23 protein-coding genes are annotated in these 23048 nt (G+C 70.9%); 5 read left to right on the top strand and 18 right to left on the bottom strand.

Annotated features, from left to right (window positions below; all coding sequences use genetic code 11):
• The first annotated feature begins 5 nt into the window (after positions 1-5).
• Positions 6-1349 carry an NAD(P)/FAD-dependent oxidoreductase gene (locus AC068Z_RS34405; protein ID WP_478564764.1) on the top strand — a complete coding sequence of 448 codons (1344 nt, stop codon included), beginning with the start codon at positions 6-8 and terminating at the stop codon, positions 1347-1349.
• Positions 1350-1544: 195 nt separating this feature from the next.
• On the opposite strand, the gene AC068Z_RS34400 is transcribed toward AC068Z_RS34405, so the two are convergent.
• The 14 genes from AC068Z_RS34400 to AC068Z_RS34335 form a co-directional block, all read right to left on the bottom strand.
• On the bottom strand, positions 1545-1817 hold the full coding sequence (locus tag AC068Z_RS34400; RefSeq protein WP_478564762.1) for an acyl carrier protein: 273 nt from the start codon (positions 1815-1817) through the stop codon (positions 1545-1547).
• A gap of 114 nt (positions 1818-1931) precedes the next feature.
• Positions 1932-2750 (bottom strand): 4'-phosphopantetheinyl transferase family protein, encoded by an 819-nt coding sequence (locus AC068Z_RS34395; protein ID WP_478564759.1) that lies wholly within the window; start codon positions 2748-2750, stop codon positions 1932-1934.
• The gene (locus AC068Z_RS34390) at positions 2750-3046 is read right to left on the bottom strand and encodes an acyl carrier protein (RefSeq protein WP_478564756.1); all 297 of its coding nucleotides are present in this window, start codon (positions 3044-3046) and stop codon (positions 2750-2752) included. The genes AC068Z_RS34395 and AC068Z_RS34390 overlap by 1 nt, the downstream gene beginning before the upstream one ends.
• Before the next feature lie 17 nt (positions 3047-3063).
• Positions 3064-4737, bottom strand: a complete 1674-nt coding sequence (locus AC068Z_RS34385; RefSeq protein ID WP_478564753.1) for an acyl-CoA dehydrogenase family protein — start codon at positions 4735-4737, stop codon at positions 3064-3066.
• Between the two features lie 168 nt (positions 4738-4905).
• Positions 4906-5922: an acyltransferase domain-containing protein gene (locus tag AC068Z_RS34380; protein WP_478564750.1), complete on the bottom strand. Its 1017-nt coding sequence runs from the start codon at positions 5920-5922 to the stop codon at positions 4906-4908.
• Between the two features lie 7 nt (positions 5923-5929).
• Positions 5930-6760 (bottom strand): AfsR/SARP family transcriptional regulator, encoded by an 831-nt coding sequence (locus tag AC068Z_RS34375; protein ID WP_478564747.1) that lies wholly within the window; start codon positions 6758-6760, stop codon positions 5930-5932.
• 132 nt (positions 6761-6892) lie between these two features.
• Entirely contained in the window at positions 6893-8605 is a 1713-nt protein-coding gene (locus AC068Z_RS34370; RefSeq protein ID WP_478564744.1) for a fatty acyl-AMP ligase, read from the bottom strand.
• Positions 8606-9111: 506 nt separating this feature from the next.
• Positions 9112-9441, bottom strand: coding sequence for a TfoX/Sxy family protein (locus AC068Z_RS34365; protein WP_478564741.1), 330 nt, complete (start codon positions 9439-9441; stop codon positions 9112-9114).
• Positions 9442-9492: 51 nt separating this feature from the next.
• On the bottom strand, positions 9493-9846 hold the full coding sequence (locus AC068Z_RS34360; RefSeq protein ID WP_478564738.1) for a hypothetical protein: 354 nt from the start codon (positions 9844-9846) through the stop codon (positions 9493-9495).
• 80 nt (positions 9847-9926) lie between these two features.
• Positions 9927-10106 (bottom strand): SRPBCC family protein, encoded by a 180-nt coding sequence (locus AC068Z_RS34355; protein WP_478564735.1) that lies wholly within the window; start codon positions 10104-10106, stop codon positions 9927-9929.
• Between the two features lie 94 nt (positions 10107-10200).
• A complete protein-coding gene (locus AC068Z_RS34350; RefSeq protein ID WP_478564732.1) occupies positions 10201-11079 on the bottom strand; it encodes an endo alpha-1,4 polygalactosaminidase in 879 nt (292 codons plus the stop codon).
• Positions 11076-11489 carry a DUF3592 domain-containing protein gene (locus AC068Z_RS34345; RefSeq protein ID WP_478564729.1) on the bottom strand — a complete coding sequence of 138 codons (414 nt, stop codon included), beginning with the start codon at positions 11487-11489 and terminating at the stop codon, positions 11076-11078. The genes AC068Z_RS34350 and AC068Z_RS34345 overlap by 4 nt, the downstream gene beginning before the upstream one ends.
• A 16-nt stretch (positions 11490-11505) precedes the next feature.
• The gene (locus tag AC068Z_RS34340; RefSeq protein WP_478564726.1) at positions 11506-12837 is read right to left on the bottom strand and encodes a class I SAM-dependent RNA methyltransferase; all 1332 of its coding nucleotides are present in this window, start codon (positions 12835-12837) and stop codon (positions 11506-11508) included.
• Positions 12838-12891: 54 nt separating this feature from the next.
• Positions 12892-14940: an APC family permease gene (locus AC068Z_RS34335; protein ID WP_478564723.1), complete on the bottom strand. Its 2049-nt coding sequence runs from the start codon at positions 14938-14940 to the stop codon at positions 12892-12894.
• Between the two features lie 405 nt (positions 14941-15345).
• Here AC068Z_RS34335 and AC068Z_RS34330 point away from each other — a divergent pair, with 405 nt between their 5' ends.
• The gene (locus AC068Z_RS34330; RefSeq protein WP_478564720.1) at positions 15346-16017 is read left to right on the top strand and encodes a potassium channel family protein; all 672 of its coding nucleotides are present in this window, start codon (positions 15346-15348) and stop codon (positions 16015-16017) included.
• The gene (locus AC068Z_RS34325; RefSeq protein WP_478564717.1) at positions 16017-16694 is read left to right on the top strand and encodes a potassium channel family protein; all 678 of its coding nucleotides are present in this window, start codon (positions 16017-16019) and stop codon (positions 16692-16694) included. The genes AC068Z_RS34330 and AC068Z_RS34325 overlap by 1 nt, the downstream gene beginning before the upstream one ends.
• Positions 16695-16762: 68 nt before the next feature.
• Here AC068Z_RS34325 and AC068Z_RS34320 read toward each other — a convergent pair whose 3' ends face one another.
• Positions 16763-17488, bottom strand: a complete 726-nt coding sequence (locus AC068Z_RS34320; protein WP_478564714.1) for a DUF3159 domain-containing protein — start codon at positions 17486-17488, stop codon at positions 16763-16765.
• 3 nt (positions 17489-17491) lie between these two features.
• The gene (locus tag AC068Z_RS34315; RefSeq protein WP_315882050.1) at positions 17492-17890 is read right to left on the bottom strand and encodes an OB-fold nucleic acid binding domain-containing protein; all 399 of its coding nucleotides are present in this window, start codon (positions 17888-17890) and stop codon (positions 17492-17494) included.
• Between the two features lie 136 nt (positions 17891-18026).
• Between AC068Z_RS34315 and AC068Z_RS34310 the strand changes: the two genes are divergently transcribed.
• On the top strand, positions 18027-18596 hold the full coding sequence (locus AC068Z_RS34310; RefSeq protein WP_478564711.1) for a TetR/AcrR family transcriptional regulator: 570 nt from the start codon (positions 18027-18029) through the stop codon (positions 18594-18596).
• An 11-nt stretch (positions 18597-18607) separates the two neighbouring features.
• Positions 18608-19747 (top strand): GDSL-type esterase/lipase family protein, encoded by a 1140-nt coding sequence (locus tag AC068Z_RS34305; RefSeq protein WP_478564708.1) that lies wholly within the window; start codon positions 18608-18610, stop codon positions 19745-19747.
• Here the strand turns inward: AC068Z_RS34305 and AC068Z_RS34300 are convergent.
• Both AC068Z_RS34300 and AC068Z_RS34295 read right to left on the bottom strand, forming a co-directional pair.
• Complete coding sequence (locus tag AC068Z_RS34300) at positions 19744-20427, bottom strand: response regulator (RefSeq protein WP_478564705.1); 684 nt, start codon at positions 20425-20427, stop codon at positions 19744-19746. The two genes, AC068Z_RS34305 and AC068Z_RS34300, sit on opposite strands and share 4 nt — an antisense overlap.
• Positions 20424-22961: a DUF4118 domain-containing protein gene (locus AC068Z_RS34295; RefSeq protein WP_478564702.1), complete on the bottom strand. Its 2538-nt coding sequence runs from the start codon at positions 22959-22961 to the stop codon at positions 20424-20426. The genes AC068Z_RS34300 and AC068Z_RS34295 overlap by 4 nt, the downstream gene beginning before the upstream one ends.
• Positions 22962-23048 lie beyond the last annotated feature (87 nt).

Here is a 23048-nt window from a genome sequence, read left to right as displayed (position 1 = left end):
GCATCGTGGACGCACAATTCGACGTCGCAGTCATCGGCGGCGGCCCCGCGGGATCGACCGTGGCCTCGTACCTGGCCAAGGCCGGGCTGTCTGTGGCCGTGTTCGAGGCGGAGAACTTTCCTCGTGAGCACGTCGGCGAGTCCCTGGTCCCGGCCACCACCCCGGTGCTCCTGGAGATCGGGGCCATGGACAAGATCGAGGCCGCGGGCTTCCCGAAGAAGTTCGGGGCGGCCTGGACCTCCGCCGAGGACCGCGACATCAACCACAACGGCTTCCGCGGCCTGAACCACGACTTCCGCGCCGCCGAGGTCCTGTTCAGCGAGCGCGACCAGGACGGCGTGGACCGCGACCACACCTTCCACGTCGACCGCAGCAAGTTCGACCACATCCTCCTCAAGCACGCCGAGGAGCTGGGCGCCAAGGTGTTCCAGGGCGTCCGGGTCGGCAAGGTCGACTTCGACGGCGAAGTGCCGTCCGTCGAGGTGAAGGTCGGCTCCTCGTCGACGCACATCACGGCGAAGATGATCGTCGACGCGAGCGGCCGCCAGACCCGTCTGGGCAACCAGCTCAAGCACAAGATCCCGGACCCGGTCTTCAACCAGTACGCCGTGCACACGTGGTTCGACGGTCTGGACCGCAAGGCCCTCGCCGTCAACAAGGACCAGGCCGACTACATCTTCATCCACTTCCTCCCCCTGCTCGACACCTGGGTGTGGCAGATCCCGATCACCGACACCATCACCTCGATCGGTGTCGTCAGCCAGAAGAAGCGGTTCCAGGAGTACGGCGGCGACCGCGAGAAGTACTTCTGGGAGACCGTGGCCTCCCGGCCCGAGCTGCTCGACGTGCTGAAGAACTGCGAGCAGGTCAAGCCCATGAAGACCGAGGGCGACTACAGCTACGGCATGAAGCAGATCGCCGGCGACAACTACGTCCTGATCGGCGACGCCGCCCGCTTCGTGGACCCGATCTTCTCCTCCGGTGTCTCCGTCGCGCTGAACAGCGCCCGGCTCGCGGCGAAGGACATCATCGCCGCCGCCGAGGCCGGCGACTTCAAGCACGAGCGCTTCGCCGCCTACGAGAACAAGCTCCGCAAGGCGGTGGGCTACTGGCACCGCTTCATCGAGGCCTACTACCGCCTCAACATCCTGTTCACCGCGTTCGTCCAGGACGACCGCTACCGTCTGGACATCCTCAAGATGCTCCAGGGCGACGTCTACGACGACCAGGAGCCCAAGGCCCTCTCCGCGATGTGGGAGATCATCGAGGCCGTGGAGAACGACCCGACCCACCTGTGGCACCCCTACCTGGGCCAGCTGAGGTCGCCCACCGCCGCGCCCAGCTTCTGATCCGTCCCGGCCCTCCCCCAGCCGGGAGAGTGCCAGAGCTGGAGCGCACGAACCGGCCGCGTACCTTCTCCGGAACTTCCGGGGAGGTACGCGGCCGGTACTGCTTTGTCCGGACCGCGAAGGCCGGGACTGCTGGGGCCGGGACCGCGAAGGCCGGAGCCGCGAAAGCGGCGCGCGCACAAGGCGCGCGCCGCTTCAGGCCGCACGTGCGTGTGCGATGACGGTGAGCAGGGCCCGCGGGGTGGGCGCGTCGGCGACGATCGTGTCGGGCAGCATGAGCCCGTACTCGCGCTTGAGCCGCCCGGTGACCTGGAGCAGTGCCAGTGAGTCGTAGCCGAGCCGGTAGAACGGCGTGTCCACGACGTCCTCGGCCTCCAGGTCGACGCCCTCCGGTATCCCGGCGCTGTCCGCCAGGAGCCGGAGCAGCTCGGAGAGGGTGAAGCCGTCGTTGGGGTCCGCTGTGGTCATGGGTGGGTGCCTCCTTGGGATGCGGTGAAGGTGGACGGTGAAAGGGGGGCGGTGAAAGGGGGGCGGTACGAGGGGGGTGCCGCGACGGCACGTGGTACGCGGGGAGCCGACGGCTCAGAGCCGGCCCAGCAGCACGCCGAGCAGGCTCTGGTCGAGCGTGGTGTCGGCGGCCGTGTCGGCCGCGGCGCCGAAGCCCTCGTCGCGCAGGGCGGCGCTCACCACGTAGTCGGACTCCAGGGCGTAGGTGCCGAAGCTCCACTCCGGGCCGGTGCCCGGGGAGCCGTCCGGGCGCTGCAGCCGGATGCGCGCGTCGTCCAGGGTGAAGCCGAACTCGGTGAACCGGAAGCGCAGTCCCTGGCCGATGGCCTTGCTGTACGCCTCCTTCAGCGTCCAGAGCCGGACCAGGGCGCTGTTGCGGGTCTGCTCGGGCACCGAGTCCAGCAGCGCGCGCTCGTGCGGCGTGCAGGCCTGGAACTCCACACCGGTGCCGACCATCGGACGCTCGGCGCGCTCCACGTCCACGCCGAGCAGTCCGCGCCGGGTGACCCCGACGACCATGACCTCCTCGGTGTGGCTGAGGCTGATGTCGATCTGGTCGCAACCGCGCAGGTACGGCCGGCCGCCCGGCTTGTACGCCAGGTCCACCGCCTCGGGGCGACTGGCCAGCACCTTGGCCGCGGTGTGCTTCAGCAGCAGCCGGGAGGCGAGGAACCCCTCGCGGACCCGGCGGTGGCTCAGCCGTTGGAAGCGGCCCCAGTCACGGGGGCCGAGGAGTGGGCGCAGAACCCTTTCCCCAGTGTCCTCCGGAAGCCAGTCGGCGACTCTGCCGTAGGTGACGACGGTGCCGCTGGTGGCCAGCGGGCGCAGTACGTCGTCCCACTGTCCGTCGGGTCCGGTCACCAGCACGGGGGCTCCGGCGGCGGGAGCGGCCATCAGACGGCCGCCCTCACCAGACGGTCGCGCAGATAGGCGACGAGGGAACCGACGGACGTCATGCTGTCGATCATGTCCGGCAGGGACAGCTCGCCCAGCTCCGGAACGGCCTGTTCGACGCGGTACTTCAGCTGCATGATCAGGACCGAGTCGAAGCCCAGGTCCTCCCGCAGCAGCGAGTCCGTGCCCACTTCGGCCACCGGGTCGTCGATGACCCGCCGCACCGCCTGGACCACCGCGGAGATCAGATCGCCTGCCTGCTCGGCGGCGTGTGTGTCGTCGGCGTGCGCAGTCATGGGCCGTTTCCTTCCGGTCAGGACTTTGCGAGATGCGTCTCGTACAGGTCGTAGGAGCGGTGCTGCTCGTAGCGTTCGAGGACCGCGTCGAAGAGACGCTTCTCGACGACCTCCTGCGGAGCCTTCGGCACGTCGAGTCCCAGCAGGACGCCCAGGCGGTGCAGGGCGCCGGTGATCCACGCGGGGTCGGCCAGGAAGGTGCCCGGCCGGGCTTCGTGGTGCTCGCGCCAGACGCCGAGGCTGGCCGCGGCGGCGCAGACCAGGGCGTAGCGGTCGGTGAGGGCGAGGGTTTCGGGGGTGGAGAGGCCGTCGCCCGGGGTGATCTTGGCGAACCGCTTGCGCAGCTCGCGGAGTTCGCCGAGGAAGGCGGTGACCAGCTCGCCCAGGTCGCCGTCGAGGTCGGCGCAGACGCCGAGGACCGGGACGATCGGGTCGGAGACGCCGGCCGGGGTGAGCGCGCCGAGGTCGGCGGGCGGCAGGTCCTCCCAGGGCCGCAGCAGCTCGGCCGGCGGCGCCTCGTCCTGGAGCCAGGAGTCGCGGGCCAGATGCGGCAGTTGGGCGACGAGCATGGCCTGGCGGGCGGCGGTGCCGGCGTGGCCCTGGACGAGCAGCGGCAGATCGCGCACCATCCGCCCGAAGGCGCCGTAGCGGCCCTTGGCGTCGAAGTAGGCCTCGCCCAGCACGGTGGACAGATCGTGCGCCGAGTCCTGGAGCAGCTTGGGCACGGTGTAGGCGGCGGCCGCGGCGCAGGCGCTCACCCGGTCGGGGAGCAGATGGATGCCACGGGCGGCGGCCAGCGCGATGCTGTCGCTGATCAGCAGGTCCAGCAGGGCGCCGGTCAGCACTTCACGCCCGTACGACGACCTGAGCGGGCCGTAGGGGTCATCGGCGCGGTGTTCCGCGGCGAACCGCATGGCCGTGCGCAGCATCGTGTCCCCGGCGGCGATCAGCACGGAGGGCAGCAGCGCGCGGGTGACGACCGAGCAGCGGACGGCCAGTTCCATGCCGTGGCCCGCGGCGCCCACCACGGACTCGTCCGGGACGGGGCAGTCGGTGAACTCCAGGCCGCCGAACTCACAGCCGTCGAGGCCGACGGTCCGGTAGCGGTGGAGGGTGCGCAGCGCGCCCTCGGGCAGGATCTCGCGGTCGATCAGCACGATCTCGTGCGTGCCGTCCTCACACCCCGCGATGACGGTGAGCCCGCGGGCCCGGGCGTAGTTGCACACGGCGGTCTTGGAGCCGTCGAGCCTCCGTCGGCCCTCGGTCCGGCGCAGCGTGAACTCGTCGCGCACGAAGTCGTTGGCGTGCGTGACGGCGGGGCGGGCGACCGCCACGCGGCCGCCGCCGAGCAGCAGTGCGGCGGCCCACTCCCGCTGCGCGGTGTCTCCGGCCGTCCAGACGGGGGTGGAGGCGAAGAAGCAGTTGAGCCCGTAGCCGAAGCCGAGCGAGATGTCCTGCCGGCAGGCGGGCCGTACGACCCGGCCGAGTCCGTCGATCCGCTCGAGCCGGCCCCCGAACTCGGCGGGCACGAACTCGGCACCGAACTCACAGTCGTCGAGGACGCGTTCGGCGCGGACGATCTCCTCCGGACCGATCACCCGATCCCCGAACGGAGCGAGGGCCCGCTCCAGTTCGTCCGCCCGGCTCCGGATCCGTCCCTCGGCCGTGGTCGCATGCGCAGCTCGCTCCACCGGATGTCACTCCTCGCGGTCCGTAGGTCCGATCCGCCCTCGTGCGGGCCCCCACCCGCACGAGAACGAACCCAGCCTCCGCCGCACCGCTCAAGCCCTGGTGGACTGCACCTTCACCTCCGGACGGGCATATGCCCAGCTCAGATTCCCCGTCCGGTCCCGGACGGCTCAGCCCTGTGCCGACCCCCCGCCCGGCGGCCGTAACCACGCCACCCTCGCACCGCGGGTGTCGGCCACCCGTTCCACGGGATCACCGAGCACCAGAGCGTCCAGGGCCTGCCGCAGCCGTTCCCGCTCCTCGTGCGGAGCCCCGACGCAGCCGTCCAGCAGGGACACCGCCCGATGACCGTGCCGCCGGGCCTGCACGGCGAGGCCGTGCCCCGGCCCCACCTCGGCGCACAACAGCGGGCCGACCGAGGCCAGTTGGTCGAGTGCCGCGTCCAGCAGCACCGGACGGGACGGCTGGAGCGCCCAGAACTCGGGATCCACGGCCCGCTCGGGCTCGGGCCGTCCGCCCGCGCTCCCGGACAGCAACGGCGTATGCGGAAGGGCGAACACGGACGCCTGGAACTCCGGCAGGGTGTCGAGGCACGCCTCGGCGACCAGCGGCCCGTGCAGTCCCGCGGGCACCTGTACCCGCATCCACGTCAACCCCGCCTCCTCCATGGCCCGTCGGGTGGCGGCGAGCCCGAACTCCGAACCGGAGACGATCGTCTGTCCCGGCCCGTTGCACGCGGCGACCACCGCTCCGCCGCGCAGCAGGGGTGACACCGCGGGCGGCGCCGCGGCGACGGCGAGCGCCCCGCCGGCCGGCGCCCCGGCGAGCGCCTCGGACTGCACCGAGACCAGCCGCACCGCGTCGGTCAGCGGAAGCACTCCGGCCTGAACGGCGGCGACCATCTCGCCGACACTCTGACCGAGAACCGCGCCGGGGCGCAGCCCTCGGTCCCGGACCGTCTCGCTGAGCGCGTGGCAGACCGCGAACAGCAGCGGATGCACCTCGGCCACGGTGCGCAGCCGCGCACCGGAGGACCACAGTCGGTACAACCGTTCCCCGGCCTCGCCCAGCAGCCCCAGGACCGTGTCCATGGCCGTGGTGAACGCGGGCTCGTACCGGTACAGGCCGTAGGCCATCGCTGGGTACTGGGCTCCCGCACCGGGCAGGAGCAGCGCAACCGGCGGCACGGAGGCGTCAGTACCGGCCCGGCGCCCGCACTCTGAAGAGCGAGAGCGGCTGGTCCAGCCGTAGTTCGGAGGAGGAGTCGAGCAACGCCCCCTGGAGGGACTGCAGTTCATAGCTCGGATCGAGCCCGAGCTCCCCGGCGAGCACATCGCGCAGCCGCTGGTAGACCTCCAGCGCCGTGGTGCGCCGCCCGGCCCGGTACAGGGCGAGCATCAACTGCAGATGGATCCCCTCGTGGAGCGGGTGCCGCGCCGCGAGCCCGAACAGCTCGCCGATGATCTCGTGGTGGCGTCCGAGGAGCAGGTCCGCCTCGATACGGCGGCACAGTATGCCCATGCGGGACTCCTCGAGGCGGGTCACCTCGACGTCCAGCACCCGGCCGCACTCCACGTCGGCGAGCGCGGGACCGCGCCACAGCGACAGGGCCTTGCGGAACAGGTCCGCCGCCGCCTCGTAGTCCCCTTTCTCCAGGGCCCGGTGCCCGCCGCCGGAGAGCCGCTCATACTCCCGGACGTCGACGGAACCGCCCTGGGTGTCCAGCAGATAGCCGCCGGGCTGGGTCACGAGCACACTTTTCGCGCCCAGAGGCATATCGGGTGATGGGCCTCCGATGGCAGAGGTGATAAGGTTCCGAAGTTGAAGTATGTACGTCTGCAGGGTTGTTGCGACGCTTGGCGGTGGGGTCTCGCCCCAGACCTCCTCCACCAGCATCCCCACGGAGACGGGACGGTCAGGGTTGAGGGCCAGTACTGCGAGAACCTTGCGTGGCTTGACCGCGGAAGGCACCACGGACTTGCCGGTCTGCATCAATCTGCATGCGCCGAGCACTTCGATGTCCATCGGCATCCTCTCTGTTGCCTGTGCATTCCACTGCTGAAGTTCCGCAGCATGGAGTGTCGTTCTGAGGTGCCGGTCGCGCGATGCCCCGCGTGACCGGTCACGTGATGGTCCGGCGAGCAACTAGGAGAGTGCTCAACTCGGAGTCAAGTCGGCATGGAAGGCGGGTACTCGGGGATACAGCGGTCGGATGCCGCCACTCCGCAGGAGCCCTCGCATGGCCGAGCGCTGAAGCTTGCCACTGGTGGTGCGCCGTACCACGCCCGGCCGGACGAGCAGGATCACGGCGTCGAGGATTCCGAACTCCCCGTCGAGATGGGTCTGTACGGCCTCGACGAGCGACGGCAGTTCGCCGTCGAGGAGGCCGTTCTCGCGCACTTCCTGAATCACGATGAGCCGGTCGCGTTCCGGCCCCGTGGTGACGGCCGCCGTGACCCCGAACAAGGGGTTCAGGCCCTGGACCGAGGTCTCGATGTCCTCCGGTGCGACATCCACCCCGTTGACGACGACACCCTCCTTGAGCCGTCCGATCACGAACAGCTCGCCGTGTTCGTCCACGGCACCGAGGTCGCCACTGCGCAAAAACGATCCGTCGTGGGCGGATGTGACCGCTCCGAAACTCTCCTCGGTCTCGGCGCGGCGCCGCCAGTAGCCCGAGGCGACGCTCTCGCCCCGGATCCAGATCTCGCCCACCCGCCCCGGCTCCAGCACCTGCCGGGTCTCCGGATCGACGATACGTATCTGCACCCCGCACGGCCGCCCCACACCGACCAAGGTCCGGCTCCGGGAGCCGCTCGGCGGCGCGGTCATCCGCCCGGCGGCGAGCGCGGTGGGGTCCACCGCGCGCTCCACGGACGGCTTCCCGGGGCTGCCGCCGGTCACCAGCAGGGTCGCCTCGGCCAGGCCGTACGCCGGGTAGAACGCCTCGGGCCGGAAACCGGCCGGGGCGAACCGCTTCGCGAAGGCGGCCATGGTGGCCTCCCGCACGTGTTCGGCGCCGTTGACCGCGACCCGCCAGGAGGACAGGTCGAGCCGCTCGACCTCCTCGTCCGTCGCCGCCCGCACGCACATGTCGTACGCGTAGTCCGGGCCGCCGGACACGGTGATGCCGTACGCCTCGATCATCCGCAGCCAGCTGAGCGGCCGGGCGGCGAAGGTGGCGGACGGCATGAGCACGCCGTGGGCGCCGAGGTGGAGCGGGTGCAGCAACTGCCCCACCAGACCCATGTCGTGGTACGGCGGCAGCCAGCCGCCGATCACGGAGTGCTCGTCCGTCCCGAGGGCCCGGGTGATGGCCTCCTGGCCGGCCAGCAGGTTGCGCTGGCTGAGCAGGACGCCCTTGACCTGGGTCACCGATCCGGAGGTGTACTGGATGAGGGCGAGGTCGTCGTCCGCCGCCACCGTCGGACGCCAGTCGTCCGGGTCCGGCAGCGCGGCCCGGTCCGCCGCGAGGCACACCAGGTCGCTGCCCGCGAAGAGCCGGGACAGTTCGGCCGCCACGGCGGAGTCGGCGAGCGCCAGCGCCACGTCGGCGTCCTTGGCGATGGCGGTCAGCCGGCGGACATTGCGCCCGCCGTCCAGCGGGGACGGACAGGGCACCGCGGTGGCTCCGGCGTAGAAGCAGCCGAGCAGAGCGGCGATCTGCAGCGGACCCTCGCTGTTGGGCAGCAGGACACGCTGGTTGGCGCCGCCCTGCGACTGCACCCATGCGGCCAACTGGCGGGCCTGGCGGTCGAGTTCTCCGTACGTCAGAATCCGGACCGGAGGTCCGGGTTCCTCCGGGGCGCGTGCGGTTGCCCCGGCGCCGACGAAGCTGAAGGCCTCGCGGCGGGGATCCGCCGCCTCCATGCGACGCCGTAATGCGCCAAGAAAACCACCCATTTCGAACCGCCCCCGTTCGACTCAATGGCGCGAAGCTAACGGCCGATGCTCAAGGAACGCATGACCTCTCCTCGACTCCCGGACGGGTGTCGGGCGCGTGAGACGCATCATAACGAGGGACGATAGCCCGGCGGTACGGGTAATTCATGACGTGTTGAGGAATCGATCCGGTCGGTTTCTGTCCGCGATTCCCCACCGCACCCACGCTGAACTTGGCAAGTATCGCTCGGAGTCCCCCCGTCCGGATCAGAACGGATGCCCGAAACTCGCGACTTGGGCGCGATCGAACCCGTCTTCGATCTCCACCGAGGGCCGGTTCGGGCCCGAGATCCGACTGAGCGCCCCTTCAGCGCGGGGGTCCGGCGGCCCGTGACCGAGGACCCGCACCGCGTTCGGGAACCACATCCTTGCCGACTCAACCACCTTCAAACCCAGACGAGTTGAACTCTTGACCAAGGGTTGGTCCCCAGCGCTCACTTCGGCGGCAGGCTCGCCGCGAAGGTGCGGCCCTGGTCGATCCAGACCCCCAACTCGGCGTCCTCGGCAAGCGCGGACGCGGCGACCACGACCCAGCCGCGCATGGGGCGCCCGGTCATGTCGAAGACCCGTGCCCCCGGTCGCGCCAACGCGGCGTCGGCGGCGTCGGGCCCGACCCGCACCATCAGCTCGTCGCCCGTCACGCCGACCGCCATGTTCCCCTCGTACAGGAACGCCAGCCCACCGAACATGCGCTTCTCGGAGATCCCCGGGTCGTCGCCGAGCCGGGCCCGGATCCGTTCCGCCAGTCCTTCGTCGTACGCCATCACAGTCCTCGCACGTGAGAGCTCACCGGTCGGTGGCCTGCGCCTCGGAGATCACGCAGGTCCTCGCGGAGGGAGGAGCGGACCTTCCGCGCCATGAGGGGCGCCGGCGAGCCGGTCGTACCTCCCGGCGTCGCCCCGGACCCGGATGCGGGCGAGCGTACCGCCCGGCTCCGGCGCGAAGCCGTAGGTGACGTGCGTCGGCATCGGCCCGGCGACGGACACCCTGTCCAGCAGCGGCCCGCGCTCGCAGGCGGCGACCCGGAGGACGTGGTCGAGGCCCTTTCCGGGGAAGTACGCCGTACGGCTCACCTCCGCCCCGCCCTCGAATCCGCCGCCCTCGGCCTCCCGGGTCAGGACCGCCTCGCGGTTCCCCTGGGTCCACTCGGCGTCGTGCCGCCAGTCCATGGCCCCCCTCAGCCACCGGGCCGGGCGGCAGCGGGATCACCCGCTCGGCCGTCATGTCGGTCGCCATGCCCCGCCCCCTTTCAGAGGGTGAAGAAGGGCTGCGGCGCACCGGACTCGGCGTACCCCTTCAGCCGGTCCGTCAACTGCCCCCAGGAGTCGGCCGTGTGGGCGAGGCCGGGGTCGTCGTCGGCGAAGCCGCTGTGCCGGAACTCCACCCGGGTGCCGGTGCCGCCGCGGGCGTCCGACAGCCGCCAGGTCATGACCGTGCCCTACCAGTGGGGCGGGAAGGCGCCGATCGACGCCTCATGGACGGTGGTGCGGAACCCGTCCGGGGCCCGATCGCTGGATTGAGGTTCACCCACCGTCGCAGGTCTCGCGCACGTGGCCCTTCTCCCCGGCGGGCGCGAGATCCAGGTCCCGCCGGACGATGCTGATCTCGTCCGCCCAGCCCTGGCAGGCCTTCGCCATGCCCCGGTCGGTGTACTCGATCACGATCATGTGCCGGCCGAACTCCGCCGCGTAGTCCCCGCACTCGTCGTACTGCCCGCACTCCTCGACCACCGCGAAGTCGACGCCGACCTCCTCACGGTCCGGTGCCAGCTCCAGGGTGTTCTTCTGGGCGATGGCCAGCCCTTTCCCGTGCGCGTGCCGGGCCAGCAGGGAGAGGAACGCCTTCGCGTCCCGCGCGGTCAGCAGCCCGCGCGGGGCGCGGGTGTAGCTGTCGTAGTTGTCCGGCTCGACGGCCCGGTAGCCCTTGGCCGCGCAGTCGTCGATCCAGGAGTTCACCTTCCGGGCGATCCGCTCCCGCTTGGCCTCGGTACGAATGTCCAGCATCGCCTCCCCCCAGTCCGCGTCCATGACGACGGCACCCGCCTTGTCGCGGAGCAGCAGATCGGGGTCCCACTCCTTCTCCGCGCCCGGCTGCGCCTGGAAGGCGTTGACGTAACAGATGTTGTAGAGGCCGCGCGCGGGAGCCGCCGTATGGTCACGGGCTACGACGGACACCCCGGCCGGAGGCTCGTATGGGGCCTGGAGCTGATAGTCGAACCCGGCGTGCACGGGCGGCGGTGTCACGGTCGTGGGCGAGGGCGGCGCCCCGTCCGGGGCCGAGTCGTCCGCCGTGCAACCGGCGAGCGAGAGACAGACGGCGACGGCGAACGCCACGGCGGAGCGGCGGGGCAGGGCTGGGTGGCGCATGGTCGGGACTCCGGTCGCGAGGGTGCGGGCGGTCATGACGCGAGGACGACGAGCAGCACTCCGGCGCAGAGAAAGACCGCCGCACCGGCCAGCAGGAGCACCGGCACCCCCGTCATGTGCCACCACAGGTCCAGCCGTGCCGTCTCGGGGCGCCGCCCCAGGTACACCAACGGAACCTCCCGCCCGGTCGCGAGGGCGAGGCCGGTCCCGCGCATCCGGGGCGAGAACTCCACGCGGTCGCCCGAGTCGTCACGGAAGGCGATGACCGGTACCAAGTAACGCGTCTCCCTGTCGTGGTGCGGCTTGTTGGCGACCACGAAGCCCCGGACCCGCACTCCGGCCCGCCGCAACCGCCGCACCAGCACCGCGTCCCGCCAGGCGACCCCGAACAACAGCAGGCCGGCCCCGGCACACAGCAGCGCCCCCACCAGCTCTTTCACCGCCACGGTCCCCCCGCCCCGGTCAGCGACTCTTCGCGGCCGGCTCCAGAATCGCCACGCACTCCACGTGATGCGTCATCGGGAACAGATCGAACACCCGCAGCGTCCGCACCCGGTACCCCCCGTCCCGGAAGTACGCCAGGTCCCGCGCCAGCGCGGCCGGGTCGCAGGCCACGTAGGCGATGCGGCGGGCGCCCAGGGACGACAGGTGTTCCACGGTCTTGCGGCCCGCCCCCGCGCGCGGCGGGTCCAGGACGACGAGGTCGACCTCGGTGATGCCGGTGCGCGGCAGGACCGACTCGACCTTGCCCTGCTCGATGCGGACACGGTCGAAGTCGGCGAGGTTGTGCCGGGCGTCCTCCACCGCGCGCTTGCCGGACTCGATGCCCAGCACCGCGCCCTCGTCACCGAGGCGGTCGGCCAGCGCGCCCGCGAACAGGCCCACTCCGCAGTACAGATCGAGGGCCATCTCGCCCTTGCGCGGCAGCAGCCCCTGCATCACCGCCGTCACCAGCGTGTCCGCCGCCTTCGGATGGACCTGCCAGAAGCCGCCGCTGCCGACCCGGTGGGTACGGCCGTCGGCGCGCTCGCGGACGAAGGTGCGGCCGTGGACGCGGTGCACGCCGCCGTCCTTCTCGCCGACCCGCATCACCGACACCGGCTTGTCCAGCTCGACGATCGGGAGGCGGGCGCCCGGGCGGGGCGTCAGGATCACCTGGCGGTCCTGGGAACCGGTCGCCGCGATCGCCTCGACCGACTCCATCCCGGCCCAGTTCCGCTGCTCGATGCCGAGCTCGCTCACGCCCTCGGCGGCGATCATGCAGTGCTCGATCGGCTCGACCTCGTGCGAGCGGTGCCGGCGCAGACCCGCCCGGCCGGACTCGGCGTCCACCGCGTACTGCACGCGCGTGCGCCACTGCGGGACCTGCCCGGCGGGAAGCTTGTCGCCCTCGGCGGGCATCACCGTGCCGTCCCAGCCGGCCTCCTCGGGCGTCAGCCCGGCGAGCCGCTTGAGCTGCTCGGCTACGACCTCGCTCTTCAACCGCCGCTGCGCGCCCGGCTTGGCGTGCTGCCAGTCGCAGCCACCGCAGCGGCCGGGACCGGCGTACGGGCAGGGCGCCTCGACGCGGTCCTTGGACGCCGACAGCACCTCGACCGCGTCCGCGCGCAGGAAGCGGGCGCCCTCCTCGCCCTCGGTGACCCGGGCGACGACCCGCTCACCGGGCAGCGCGTGCCGTACGAACAGCACCTGGCCCTCGTCCGTGCGGGCGATGCAGTGGCCACCGTGGGCGACCGGGCCGACCTCGACCTCGTACGCCTCCCCCACCAGCGACTTCTTCGGTTCTGCCTGCATGGCGGGGTGACTCCAGATACGTAAGGGGAAAGGCCGGGACAACAGCCCACCAGTCTACGACTGTTTCGAGGACTCCCTGGCCCGTGTCTCCGCCGGACCACGCCGTACCGAACCCGGCGCGTTCCAGTCCTGCCGCTTGCGGGCCCGCTTCTTGGCGACCTCGGAGGACTCGAGCTGGTAGGGCACCGACGTCACCATCACACCCGGCGTGAACAGCAGCCGGCCCTTCAGGCGCAGGGCGCTCTGGTTGTGCAGCAGATGCTCGTACCAGTGGCCCACGACGTACTCGGGGATGATCACGGACACGGCGTCGCGCGGCGACTCCCGGCGCAGGTTCTTGACGTACTCGATGATCGGCCGGGTGATCTCGCGGTACGGCGAGTCCAGGACCTTCAGCGGGACGTCGATGCCGCGCCGCTCCCACTCGGTCTTGAGGGCCTTGGTCTCGACGGGGTCGACGTTGACGCTCAGCGCCTCGAGCGTGTCGGTGCGCATCAGCTTGGCGTACGCGAGGGCGCGCAGCGTCGGCCGGTGGATCTTGGAGACCAGGACCACGGAGTGCACCCGGGAGGGGCGGACGATGTCGTCGCTCGGCCCGTCGGGGGCGGCGATCTCCTCGGAGACCCGGTCGTAGTGCTTCCGGATCGCGCTCATGGTCACGTAGAAGATCACCATGCCGAGCAGGGCGACCCAGGCGCCGTGCGAGAACTTGGTGACCAGGACGACGACCAGCACGAGGCCGGTGAAGAAGGCGCCGAAGGTGTTGATCGCCCGGGACCGGATCATGTGGCGCCGCTTCGCCTGGTCCGTCTCGGTGCGCAGATGGCGGTTCCAGTGCCGGACCATGCCGGTCTGGCTGAGCGTGAAGGAGACGAACACGCCGACGATGTACAGCTGGATCAGCCGCGTGGAGTCGGCGCCGTAGATCCACACCAGCAGCGCGGCGGCGCCGGCCAGGAGCACGATGCCGTTGGAGAAGGCGAGGCGGTCGCCGCGGGTGTGGAGCTGGCGGGGCAGGTAGCGGTCCTGGGCGAGGATCGAGCCGAGCAGCGGGAAGCCGTTGTACGCCGTGTTCGCCGCGAGGAAGAGGACCAGGGCCGTGGCGGCGGCGAGCAGCACGAAGAAGAAGGTGCCGTCGCCGAAGACGGCCGCCGCGACCTGCGAGATCACCGGGTTCTGGACGTAGTCGGAGCCGACCGGGACGCCGTTGTCGACGAGGTCCTTCGCCGGGTTCTCCGCCATGTGCACATCGGTGGCCATGGCGAGCCCGATGATGCCGCAGAACATGGTGACCGCGAGGAAGCCCATCAGGGCGAGCGTGGTCGCCGCGTTCTTCGACTTGGGCTTGCGGAAGGCGGGGACGCCGTTGCTGATCGCCTCGACGCCGGTGAGCGCGGCACAGCCGGAGGAGAAGGCGCGCAGCAGCAGGAAGACGAGCGCGAAGCCGGCGAGGCCCTCGTGCTCGGCCTTGATCTCGAAGTCCGCGGTGGGCGACTTCATCGTCTCGTCGAGGACCAGGCCCTGGAAGGCGCCCCAGGCGATCATGATGAAGACGCTGGCGACGAAGACGTACGTCGGGATCGCGAAGAGCTTCCCGGACTCCTTCACCCCGCGCAGGTTCATCAGCGTCAGCAGCACGATGATGCCGACGGCGCACAGCACCTTGTGCTCGACGACGAAGGGGACGGCCGAGCCGAGGTTCTCCACGCCGGAGGAGATGGACACGGCCACGGTGAGGACGTAGTCCACGAGCAGCGCGCTGGCCACGGTGAGGCCGGCCTTCGGGCCGAGGTTGGTGTTCGCGACCTCGTAGTCGCCGCCGCCGCTCGGGTAGGCGTGCACGTTCTGCCGGTAGGAGGCGACGACCGTGAACATCAGGACGACGACCGCGACCGCGATCCATGGGCTGAAGTGATAGGCCGACACGCCCGCGATGGACAGGACCAGCAGCACCTCGCCGGGGGCGTAGGCGACGGACGACAGCGGGTCCGAGGCGAAGACGGGGAGTGCGATGCGCTTCGGCAGGAGCGTTTCCCCCAGCCGATCACTGCGCAGTGCGCGCCCGATCAGGATCCGTTTGGGCAGGTCGGTCAGTTTGGACACAACAGAGGATCGTAGGCGTTCGAACGGGCTGCCGCTCACCCGCCACCCCACTTGCGTCCCGCCCCTGCTCTCCGGGTGAAATCGAGGGCGGCTCGGCTGCGGATTCCGCAGCGCACGAGATCGGCATGCCTATATGACTAAACCCGCCGGTTCTCCGCCGCCGTTGCCGTCTCCCGGAGGTCCCATGGACACCACCGCCCAGCTGATCGGCGCCGCCGCCGCGCTCGTCGGCCTCGGAATCCTGACACTTGCCAGCGTGCGCAGCATCAGCCGCCGTTGATCGATCCGAACTCATGGCAACCGTGCACAGGGGTGCCGACGTCCTACCGCGCGTGTGTAGCTTGGGCGTCGATCTGAGACCCTGATCTGGCTGAGCAGTAACTCTTGACACGTGGAAGGACGGTCGTGCACATCGTCATCATGGGCTGCGGAAGAGTGGGTTCCGCTCTCGCCCAGACCCTGGAGCAACAGGGGCACACGGTCGCTGTGATCGATCAGGACCCCACCGCCTTCCGTCGCCTCGGCCCCGGTTTCGGCGGCCGCCGGGTCACCGGCATCGGCTTCGACCAGGACACCCTGCGCGAGGCGGGCATCGAGGAGGCCGGCGCCTTCGCCGCCGTCTCCAGCGGCGACAACTCCAACATCATCTCCGCCCGCGTGGCCCGCGAGATGTTCGGCGTGGAGAACGTCGCGGCACGCATCTACGACCCCCGGCGGGCCGAGGTCTACCAGCGCCTCGGCATCCCGACCGTGGCGACCGTCCGCTGGACCGCCGACCAGATGCTGCGCCGACTGCTTCCCTCGGGCGCCGAGCCGCTGTGGCGCGACCCCACCGGTGGCGTCCAGCTGGCCGAGGTGCACACCTCCCAGGCCTGGGTGGGTCACAAGATCAGCAGGCTCCAGGAGGAGACCGGCGTCCGCGTGGCGTTCCTGACCCGGCTCGGCGAGGCCATCCTGCCCAGCTCGCAGACGGTGTTGCAGGAGGGCGACCTGGTGCACGTGATGATGCGCACCGACGAGGTCGACAAGGTCGAGGCGGCGTTCGCCAAGGGTCCCGAAGAGGAGAGCGGTCACTGATGAGGGTCGCCATTGCCGGTGCCGGCGCCGTCGGCCGCTCGATCGCGGGCGAGCTGCTGGAGAACGGCCACGAGGTCCTGCTGATCGACAAGGCGCCGACCGCCATCTCGGTCGAGCGCGTCCCGCAGGCGGAGTGGCTGCTGGCCGACGCCTGTGAGATCACGTCCCTGGACGAGGCGGCGCTCCAGCGCTGCAACGTCGTGATCGCCGCGACCGGCGACGACAAGGTGAACCTGGTCGTCTCCCTGCTGGCGAAGACGGAGTACGGCGTCCCGCGCGTCGTCGCCCGCGTCAACAACCCCAAGAACGAATGGCTCTTCAACGAGTCCTGGGGCGTCGACGTCGCCGTCTCCACCCCCCGCCTGATGTCCGCGCTGGTCGAGGAGGCGGTGAGCGTCGGCGACCTGGTCCGGCTGCTGCGCTTCAGCCACGGCGACGCCAACCTCGTCGAGCTGACCCTGCCCGAGGAGTCGGCGCTGGCCGGCACCCAGGTCGGCGATGTGGAGTGGCCGCAGGACACCTCGCTGGTGACGATCATCCGCGGCACGCGGGTGCTCACCCCGACCAGGGACGACTCCCTGGAGGCGGGCGACGAGCTGCTGTTCGTGGCCGCGCAGGCCCGCGAGGAACAGCTGGAGGACCTGCTGTCGGTGCGCCGCGAGGCGCCTGCCGAGTAGCGGTCACGACGGCGAAGGGCGCCCCGGGAGATCCCGGGGCGCCCTTCGCGTCGACTTGCTCGGCCGCTCTACTCGGACCGCGCGGCCTGCTTCTCCTTCTCGGCCTTCTCCGCCGCCTCCATCTCCGCGAACACGTCGATCGGAGCGGGCGCCTTGGCGAGGAAGACCCAGGTCAGCCAGACGGCCAGCAGGAAGGGCGGGATCTTCAGAGCGACCAGCACCCAGCCCAGTTGCTCGGTGTCGGCCCACCAGTACAGCGGGAAGAGGATCGCGCACTTGGCGAGCAGGATCGCGCCCCAGGAGTAACTCGCCTTGGCGTACGCCTTCTTGCGGCCCGGGTTGCGCGTGCGCCAGGAGAGGTTCTCCTTGAACACCGGGCCGAGGATCAGACCGATCAGCGGGACGCCGCACAGGGTCGTGATGATGTACGCCAGGCCCAGGGCCAGCGTGTACAGCATGCCGGGCAGGTAGAAGTCCTTGGCGTTGCCGGTCATCATCGCGAAGACGACACCGAACGCGACACCGAAGACGCCGCTGAAGGCGTGCTTGACGGTGTCCTTCATCACCAGCCGGACCGCGACGAGCAGCAGGGACACACCGAGGGCGGCGATCGCCGACAGGTGCAGGTCCTTGTTGATGGTGTAGATGGTGACGAACAGCAGTCCGGGCAACACCGTCTCGACCATGCCGCGCAGGCCGCCGAAGGCCTCGAACAGCGCGTCCTGGGTCACCGCCCGGGAGTCGTGCTCACCTTCTGCGGTGGTGTCTTCGGTCGGCTTGTCGAGCGACGTCACCGGCTACTCCCGTCCGAGCGGTCTCAGTTCGTATTTCGGGTTGAACAGCACCCGGCGGCCCCGGCTCATCGAGATCCGGCCCGATGCGATCAGCTTGCGCCCCGGCTCTATGCCCACGATGGAGCGTCTGCCGAGCCACACCACGTCCAGCGCGGCGGAGCCGTCGAACAGTTCGGCCTCCAGGGCCGGGACTCCGGCACGCGGCCGCAGAGTGACCGTGCGCAAGGTACCAGTAACGGTGACTATCTGTCGGTCACGGCAGTCACCGATGCGTGTGCAGCCGGCCGTCTCGGCGTCCTCGCGCAGTTCCTCGGACTCCAGGTCCTCCTGCGACGAGGAAAGCCGGTCGAGCATGCGCCGGAACCGGCCCACCGGCTTCTCGGAACGAGGAACAGAACTCATGTCTGAAGCGTACCGGGGTGCACCGACACCTACGTACCCGCGTGAGGAGGCTCTCGAACCACCCGCGCGCACCTCCCGACTTGCCTAAAGCCTTTAGGAAATTCCATAATTGCTTTCGGTGAACGAAAGGACGGTCATGGCGCGCGCAGGACTCACCCCCGAGCTGCTGACCCGGGCCGGGGCGGAGCTGGCCGACGAGGTCGGCTTCGACCAGGTGACCGTCTCGGCGCTGGCCCGGCGGTTCGACGTCAAGGTCGCGAGCCTGTACTCGCATCTGAAGAACTCCCAGGACCTCAAGGTCCGGATCGCCCTGCTGGCCCTGGAGGAGCTCGCCGACCGGGCCGCCGACGCGCTGGCGGGCCGGGCCGGGAAGGACGCCCTGACCGCCTTCGCCGACGTCTACCGCGACTACGCCCGCAGCCACCCCGGCCGCTACACCGCCGCCCGCTTCCGTCTCGACCCGGAGACGGCGGCCAGAAGCGCGGGCGTGCGGCACGCCCAGATGACCCGCGCCATCCTGCGCGGCTACGACCTGACCGAGCCCGACCAGACCCACGCCGTCCGCCTGCTGGGCAGCGTCTTCCACGGCTATGTCGATCTGGAGCTGGCGGGCGGCTTCAGCCACAGCTCCCCCGACAGCGAGGAGTCCTGGACCCGGATCCTGGACGCCCTGGACGCCACTCTGCGCAACTGGCCCTCAGCCTGAAAGCCCACACCATGGACACCATCCCCCTCACCCCCGACCTCGTCCGCGGCGCCCTCGACCTGGAGCGGACCCCGCACGGCCTGCTGCCGCACCGGCTCCCCACGCGGGCGCGCGTCCAGTGCGCCGACCCGCAGCTGGCGATGGCGGAGGCCCAGCCCTCCGGCGTACGGCTGGCCTTCCGCACCCGGGCCACCACCGTGGAGCTGGACACGCTGCCCACGAAGCGGTCCTACGTCGGCGCCCCGCCCCGGCCGGACGGCGTCTACGACCTGCTCGTCGACGGAGTCCTCACCGACCAGGCGGTGGCGGCCGGCGGCAACACCGTCACCGTCGACATGGCCACCGGCGAACCCGAGCTGCGGCCCGGCCCGGTCGTCGGCCTCCGCTTCACCGGCCTGCCCGCGCGGGAGAAGGACGTGGAGATCTGGCTGCCGCACAACGAGATGACCGAACTGGTCGCCCTGCGCGCGGACGCTCCCGCAGAGCCCCTGCCCGACCGGGGCCGCAAGGTCTGGCTGCACCACGGCAGCTCCATCAGCCACGGCTCCGACGCGGCGAGCCCCACCGGCATCTGGCCCGCCCGCGCCGCGGCCCTGGCGGGCATGGAGCTGATCAACCTCGGCTTCGGCGGCAGCGCCCTCCTCGACCCCTTCACCGCACGTGCCATCCGGGACACCCCGGCCGACCTGATCAGCGTCAAGATCGGCATCAATCTGGTCAACCTGGACCTGATGCGCCTGCGCGCCTTCGTCCCGGCCGTCCACGGCTTCCTGGACACCATCCGCGAGGGCCACCCCGAGACGCCGCTGCTCGTCGTCTCCCCCATCCTGTGCCCCATCCACGAGGACACCCCGGGCCCGGGCGCCTTCGACCTCTCCGCGCTCGGCGAGGGAAAGCTGCGCTTCTGGGCCACCGGCGACCCCGAGGAGCGGGCGGCCGGGAAACTGACGCTCACGGTGATCCGCGAGGAACTGTCCCGCGTAGTGGAGCAGCGCGGGCCCGACGACCCGAACCTGCGCTACGTCGACGGCCGGGACCTCTACGGCGAGCAGGACTACGCCGAATTGCCGCTCCCCGACGAACTCCACCCGGACGCGGCCACGCACCGCCTGATGGGCGAGCGCTTCGCGCGGCTGCTGACCGCGGGCTAGCGCTCGAACCGGTATCCCATCCCGGGCTCGGTGATGAAGTGCTTCGGGTGCGAAGGATCCGCCTCCAGCTTCCTTCGCAGCTGGGCCATGTACACCCGCAGATAGTTCGTCTCCGTCCCGTACGACGGCCCCCAGACCTCCTGCAGCAGCTGCCTCTGACTCACCAGCCGCCCGGAGTTGCGCACCAGCACCTCCAGCAGGTGCCACTCCGTCGGAGTCAGCCGGACGTCCGTGCCGTCGCGCCTGACCTTCTTCGCGGCCAGGTCGACCGTGAACGTGCCGGTCTCCACCAGGACGTCCTCCTCGCCGCCCCCGACGGGCTCGGCGCGCCGGACCGCCGCCCGCAGCCGGGCCAGCAGCTCGTCCATGCCGAACGGCTTCGTGACGTAGTCGTCCGCGCCCGCGTCCAGGGCCTCGACCTTCTCGTCGGAGGAGTGCCGGGCGGAGAGCACCAGGATCGGCACCCGGGTCCAGCCGCGCAGGCCCCGGATCACCTCGACGCCGTCCATGTCGGGCAGACCGAGGTCGAGGACCACCACGTCGGGGTGGCGGGCGGCGGCGAGCTGGAGGGCGGTGGCGCCGTCGTGGGCGGCGTCCACCTCGTACTTGCGGGCCTTGAGGTTGATCACAAGGGCGCGCACGATCTGCGGCTCGTCGTCGATCACGAGCACCCTGGTCATGTGGCCTGCCTTTCGGGTTCCTGGACTACGGGGGGAAGCAGCTTCGCGGCGCGGAGCGTGAGCACCATGGTGAGGCCGCCGCCCGGGGTGTCCTCCGCGTTCAGCGTCCCGCCCATCGCCTCGGCGAAGCCTCGCGCGACCGCGAGTCCGAGCCCCACCCCGGCGCCGCGCGGAGCGTCACCGTACCGCTGGAAGGGCGCGAAGATCCGTTCCTTCGCCTCGTCCGGGACGCCGAGACCACGGTCCACGACCCGCACCTCGACCCGGTCGGCGAGGGAACTGGCGGAGACCAGGACGGAAGTCCCGGGCGGGCTGTACTTCACGGCGTTCTCCACGACGTTGGCGACCGTGCGCTCCAGCAGCCCGGGGTCGACGGCGACCATCGGCAGGGTCTCCGGGACGTCCAGCTGAACGCTGTCCTCGGGCACCCCGCCGAGCGCCATCGGCACCACCTCGTCGAGGTCGATCTCGCGGACGATCGCGCTGACCGTGCCGGTCTGGAGGCGGGACATGTCGAGCAGGTTGCCCACCAGGTGGTCGAGGCGGTCCGCGCCCTCCTCGATCCCGGCCAGCAGCTCCGCCTCGTCCTCGGGCGACCAGGCCACGTCGTCCGAGCGCAGACTGCTCACCGCCGCCTTGATCCCGGCGAGCGGGGTGCGCAGATCGTGGCTGACGGCGGCCAGCAACGCCGTACGGATGCGGTTGCCCTCGGCCAGCGCACGTGCCTGGTCGGCCTCCTCCCGCAGGCGGCGCCGGTCCAGCACGACGGCGGCCTGCGCGGCGAACGCGGCCAGCACCCGGCGGTCCTCGGCGGGCAGCACCCGGCCGGTCAGCGCCAGCGCCATGTGGTCCCCGACCGGCATGTCGACGTCCGCGTCCTCCGGGCGCTCCACGGGCGGCCCGAGGCCCACGCTGCCCGCGCAGGTCCACGGGTCGCGGTCGCCGCTCCGCTCCAGCAGGGCCGCCGACTCCATCCCGAAGGTCTCGCGGACCCGTTCCAGCAGCGACTCCAGACTGGTCTCGCCGCGCAGCACGTCGCCGGCGAGGAAGGACAGGATCTCCGACTCGGCGCGCAGCCGGGCGGCCTGGTGGGTACGGCGGGCGGCGAGGTCGACGACGGAGGCGACCGACACCCCCACGCCGACGAAGATCGCGATGGCGACGATGTTCTTCGGGTCCGCGATGGTGAACCGGTGCAGGGGCGGGGTGAAGAAGTAGTTCATCAGCAGCGACCCGACGGCGGCCGAGGCGAGCGCCGGGAAGAGTCCGCCGAGCAGCGCCGCCGCCACGACCCCCGTCAGGAACAGCAGCATGGTGTTGGCCAGGCCCAGGTCCACGGCGTTCAGCAGCACCGCGAGGGCCACCGGGAGGCCGAGCCCGGCCAGCCAGCCCCAGATGATCCGGGCCCGCCCGAGCCGCGCCCCCCTGGCGACGGGCAGCCCGCGCCCCTTGGCGACCTCTTCGTGGGTGACGATGTGCACGTCGAGATCGGGCCCCGACTCCCGGGCGACGGTCGCGCCGACGCCGGGGCCGAAGACGTACTGCCAGGCCTTGCGGCGCGAGGAGCCGAGCACGATCTGGGTGGCGTTCACCCCCCGCGCGAAGGCCAGCAGGGCGGCCGGTATGTCGTCGCCCACGACGTGGTGGAAGGTGCCGCCGAGATCCTCGACCAGGGTGCGCTGGACGGCGAGTTCCTTCGGCGAGGCCGAGGTCAGCCCGTCGCTGCGGGCGATGTACACGGCGAGCACCTCACCGCCCGCGCCCTTCTCCGCCAGCCGCGCCGCCCGCCGGATCAGCGTGCGCCCCTCCGGACCGCCGGTCAGCCCGACCACGATCCGCTCCCGCGAACCCCAGATCTTGGACACCCGGTGCTCGCCCCGGTAGGCGCGCAGATACTCGTCGACGCGGTCGGCCACCCACAGCAGCGCCAACTCCCGCAGCGCGGTCAGATTGCCGGGGCGGAAGTAGTTCGACAGCGCCGCGTCGACCTTGTCGGGCCGGTACACGTTCCCGTGCGCCATCCGCCGCCGCAGCGCCTGCGGCGACATGTCGACCAGCTCGATCTGGTCCGCCCGCCGCACCACCTCGTCCGGCACCGTCTCCTGCTGCCGTACGCCGGTGATCGACTCGACGACGTCCCCCAGCGACTCCAGGTGCTGGATGTTGACGGTCGATATGACGTCGATCCCGGCCGCCAGCAACTCCTCCACGTCCTGCCAGCGCTTGGCATTGCGGGAGCCGGGCACGTTCGTGTGCGCCAGCTCGTCCACCAGGGCCACCTGCGGCCGCCGGGCCAGCACGGCGTCGACGTCCATCTCGGCGAAGGAGGTGCCCCGGTACGCCAGCTCCCGGCGCGGGACCTGCTCCAGACCGTGCAGCATCACCTCGGTGCGCGGCCGGCCGTGGTGCTCCACGAACGCGACCACGCAGTCCGTGCCCCGCTCGATACGCCGGTGCGCCTCGGAGAGCATCGCGTACGTCTTGCCGACGCCCGGTGCCGCACCGAGGTAGATCCGAAGCCTGCCGCGTCCCACAGCGTTGACTTTACGGCGAGCAAACCGGACATACGGCATCGGGTGTGGCCGCCGGGTGGCTTTTGACGCAACCCTGACGCGACCGCA

The sequence above is a fragment of the Streptomyces sp. NPDC043726 genome (assembly GCF_056436565.1).
The sequence above is the reverse complement of the archived record's forward strand: the minus strand, read 5'-3'. Positions and strand labels throughout refer to the sequence as shown.